Raw genomic sequence first — 2,727 nt, forward strand, 5'->3', positions numbered from 1 at the left:
CTGCTGGACGACATCAGGGCCGACTGGTACATGAGCCGGTTGGCCAAGCGCGATGACTACCACGACATCCTGGACTACCTGAAGGCACAGGACCCGGAGGAAGACGGGCTGCGTACCGTGAGGGGGGGCTGGGTAATTGCGCTGCGCAAGAGCGGCCCCGACGAGAACGTCGAAGTGAGGAGTCCACAGGACGAGGAGGATAGCGATGCCAGTTGACACCGCAGAGCTGAACCGGATCACAGCCCTTGACCCCATGCATATAGGCAGTATCGTTCAGCACAAGGACGATGGTGTTTATGGAATCATCGTTCGAGGCGACGGCAGCCTGCCAGAAGGATGTCATTACGTCTACTGGTATGGTAACGAGGAAGGCGATCACTGGGGGCTACCATATCATGCAGAGTATCTGATACCTGTCATTCCCGCCTTGCTGGACGAACTGGACGACGCCTGCCATGATCTCGCCGCATTCTACAAAGGCTGCGCGGTGTGCCCCAAGCTGTCGGAACTGGACGAACTGCGCGGAGCGCTGGCCGCGCAAGAGGCGCGCGATCTAGCGGCCACGGAGCGGGTCGGCGAAACGCCATATGGCTGCGACACGTCGGAACATCTCGCCGATCTGCTATTGCAGGCCCGCGCGCTCATCGCCGAACTGGAAGCAGCGCTACGTCGTCGCACTGCTGAGCGTGACGCCAGCGACAACATGCTGCGCAACGTGGGCAATGCGCTGAGTGGACGTGTCACCATGCAGGGACGTACCGATGCCTCGTAACCTTGCCGCTCAGCCAGGAGATGAGATGAAACCAAACCTGACTCAAGCCGACTTCCCCGTCGGCAGAAAAGTAACGCTTCGTGACATAGTAGACCGTGCGGCATATCGCGGGCAGGAGTGCCTTGTTATATCGCACCCGCCGGCATGTACCCACTGGCTGATGGTTCGCGCGGCAGACGGCCAGGAGTTTCCAGTCCGCTACAGGCGCAAAGGCGTCAACAAGCGCGAGGTAAAGCGCCCCAAGCCTGCCCCGGACGAACCCAGCCAGATCGACAAACTGGCAGAGTACCTCATGGATAACTGGCGTGACGAGATCACCGAAGGCGGAGCTGGCGATGTAGCAATCGCCATTCTGCGCAAGTTCGAGTCACAGCCAACGCCAGACCCGCCGGAGGGGCAGGAATGACACCGCTAGACGGCTCCGCTATCGACATGTACCGCCGCTACACCACCGCAGAGCTGGCGGCAATGCCCAATACGGCGGAGATGGAAGATCGCGAAGGATACATCTGGCACGTGCATCCAGAGAATGAACGGCACTACTGGCATCATGGCGGCGTGGGTTACGTAACGCCAAACTGGAAGCTCGCGCGCCGCCTGCTAAGGAGGATAGCGTGACGTACTGCTACATCTGCCCCTGTTGCGGAGCTGAGTTCACCATGGAGCGCAGCTTCGCGGAGCGCAACAACCCGGCCTCCTGTCCAAACTGTGAGGCGGATGGCGAGCGCTGCTACCCTCCGATAGACTTCTACTTCAGCGAGGACCCACATTACGATGGCTGATTTTACATGGAGCGGTGTAGATGCACGTCTGTACGGGGAGTGGAAACTCTCCAAGCCTGCCCGCGTCTTGTTGGCGCACGCCATCGCCCTGTGCCCCAACCAGTACGGCATTTATGACCCGTCCCCCTACGGTCCCGTGATTGAATGGTGGGATGGCATCCTGGAACGTGATACCATCGAGTCGGCGTGGCAGGAACTCACCCAGCGCAAGATTGTAATAGAGTTCAGAAACGGTGAGTGCCTCTGGCTCGTCAAGAAGTTCAAGCGGTATCTGAATACCATCAAGACAGAAAAGCACCGGCAGGGCGTTGTGGCCTTCCTGCTGAACTATCCGGAGATCAAAGCGGACTTCTTCGATCTGTATGGCATCCAGATAACCCAGCGGGGCATCCAGATTGCATCTGGATCGAATCTAGATAGAATCCAAACGGTATACTCTGAACCTGAACCTGAACCTGAACCTAAAACAAACCGTCGCGCTCCGCTGGGCGCGCCGTCTTCGCCGCCGCCTTCGGCGCCGTCGAGCCACGGGGTTGACGAGCAGTTGGCCGACCTCGAATCAACCCTGCAGCCGCTGTCTTTGGCGGCATGGAGCAGGCTCAAGGACGCGATGCACGACGCCAGGGTACGCAAACGCTGTGCCACCAGCCACATCCTGGCTGTGCTGAACGAGATGCTGGCCGAGACCAGAGGATACCACTTCACGGATTACCAGATAGCCTACGGGTTCGACTCCTGCCGCAAGGCGCCGGGTAGTATCGCGGAGAACGGCCGCTACTTCCGCAAGTCTGCGCACAACGCACCGCAAGAGGAGCCTGACTCCACCCCGCGGTACTACGAGTCGATGACACCAGAGGACTACGAACGCCAGCAGAGGGAGGCAGGAATTGAGCCAGCTCTCTGAACCCGACCACATCACCCGCCCGTCTCCCGCCCTGGACCGTGTGCCACCACAGAACACAGACCTGGAGCTGGCGGTGCTGGGGGGCATCATGCTGGAACCCAAGGCCGCATACCCCATCGCGGCCAGCATCCTCGACCAGTCGGACTTCTACCTTGAGGGCAACGGCATCATCTTCGAGATCATGGGTGAGCTACACGCCAAGGGCATCCCACCCGATGCCGTCGCGGTCTCGACCGAACTCAAGGCCCGCGGTCTGCTCGATAAAGCGG

7 protein-coding genes are annotated in these 2,727 nt (G+C 60.0%); all 7 read left to right on the forward strand.

Annotation, left to right across the window (positions count from 1 at the left end):
* Nucleotides 1–216 (forward strand): hypothetical protein (locus WC359_15515; GenBank protein ID MFA5401860.1); only part of this gene is annotated, 216 nt, incomplete at its 5' end.
* Nucleotides 206–772, forward strand: coding sequence for a hypothetical protein (locus WC359_15520; protein ID MFA5401861.1), 567 nt, complete (start codon nt 206–208; stop codon nt 770–772). The genes WC359_15515 and WC359_15520, both read left to right, overlap by 11 nt.
* Nucleotides 773–797: 25 nt before the next feature.
* A complete protein-coding gene (locus WC359_15525; protein ID MFA5401862.1) occupies nt 798–1,178 on the forward strand; it encodes a hypothetical protein in 381 nt (126 codons plus the stop codon).
* Nucleotides 1,175–1,390, forward strand: coding sequence for a hypothetical protein (locus WC359_15530; protein ID MFA5401863.1), 216 nt, complete (start codon nt 1,175–1,177; stop codon nt 1,388–1,390). The genes WC359_15525 and WC359_15530 overlap by 4 nt, the downstream gene beginning before the upstream one ends.
* Nucleotides 1,387–1,554, forward strand: coding sequence for a hypothetical protein (locus tag WC359_15535; protein ID MFA5401864.1), 168 nt, complete (start codon nt 1,387–1,389; stop codon nt 1,552–1,554). The genes WC359_15530 and WC359_15535 overlap by 4 nt, the downstream gene beginning before the upstream one ends.
* Nucleotides 1,547–2,458 carry a hypothetical protein gene (locus tag WC359_15540; protein MFA5401865.1) on the forward strand — a complete coding sequence of 304 codons (912 nt, stop codon included), beginning with the start codon at nt 1,547–1,549 and terminating at the stop codon, nt 2,456–2,458. Before WC359_15535 ends, WC359_15540 begins: the two co-directional genes overlap by 8 nt.
* Before the next feature lie 40 nt (nt 2,459–2,498).
* Nucleotides 2,499–2,727: DnaB-like helicase N-terminal domain-containing protein (locus WC359_15545; protein ID MFA5401866.1), on the forward strand; the 229-nt coding region annotated here is incomplete at its 3' end.

This window comes from Dehalococcoidia bacterium (assembly GCA_041653995.1).
GTDB lineage: Bacteria > Chloroflexota > Dehalococcoidia > GIF9 > UBA5629 > CAIMUM01.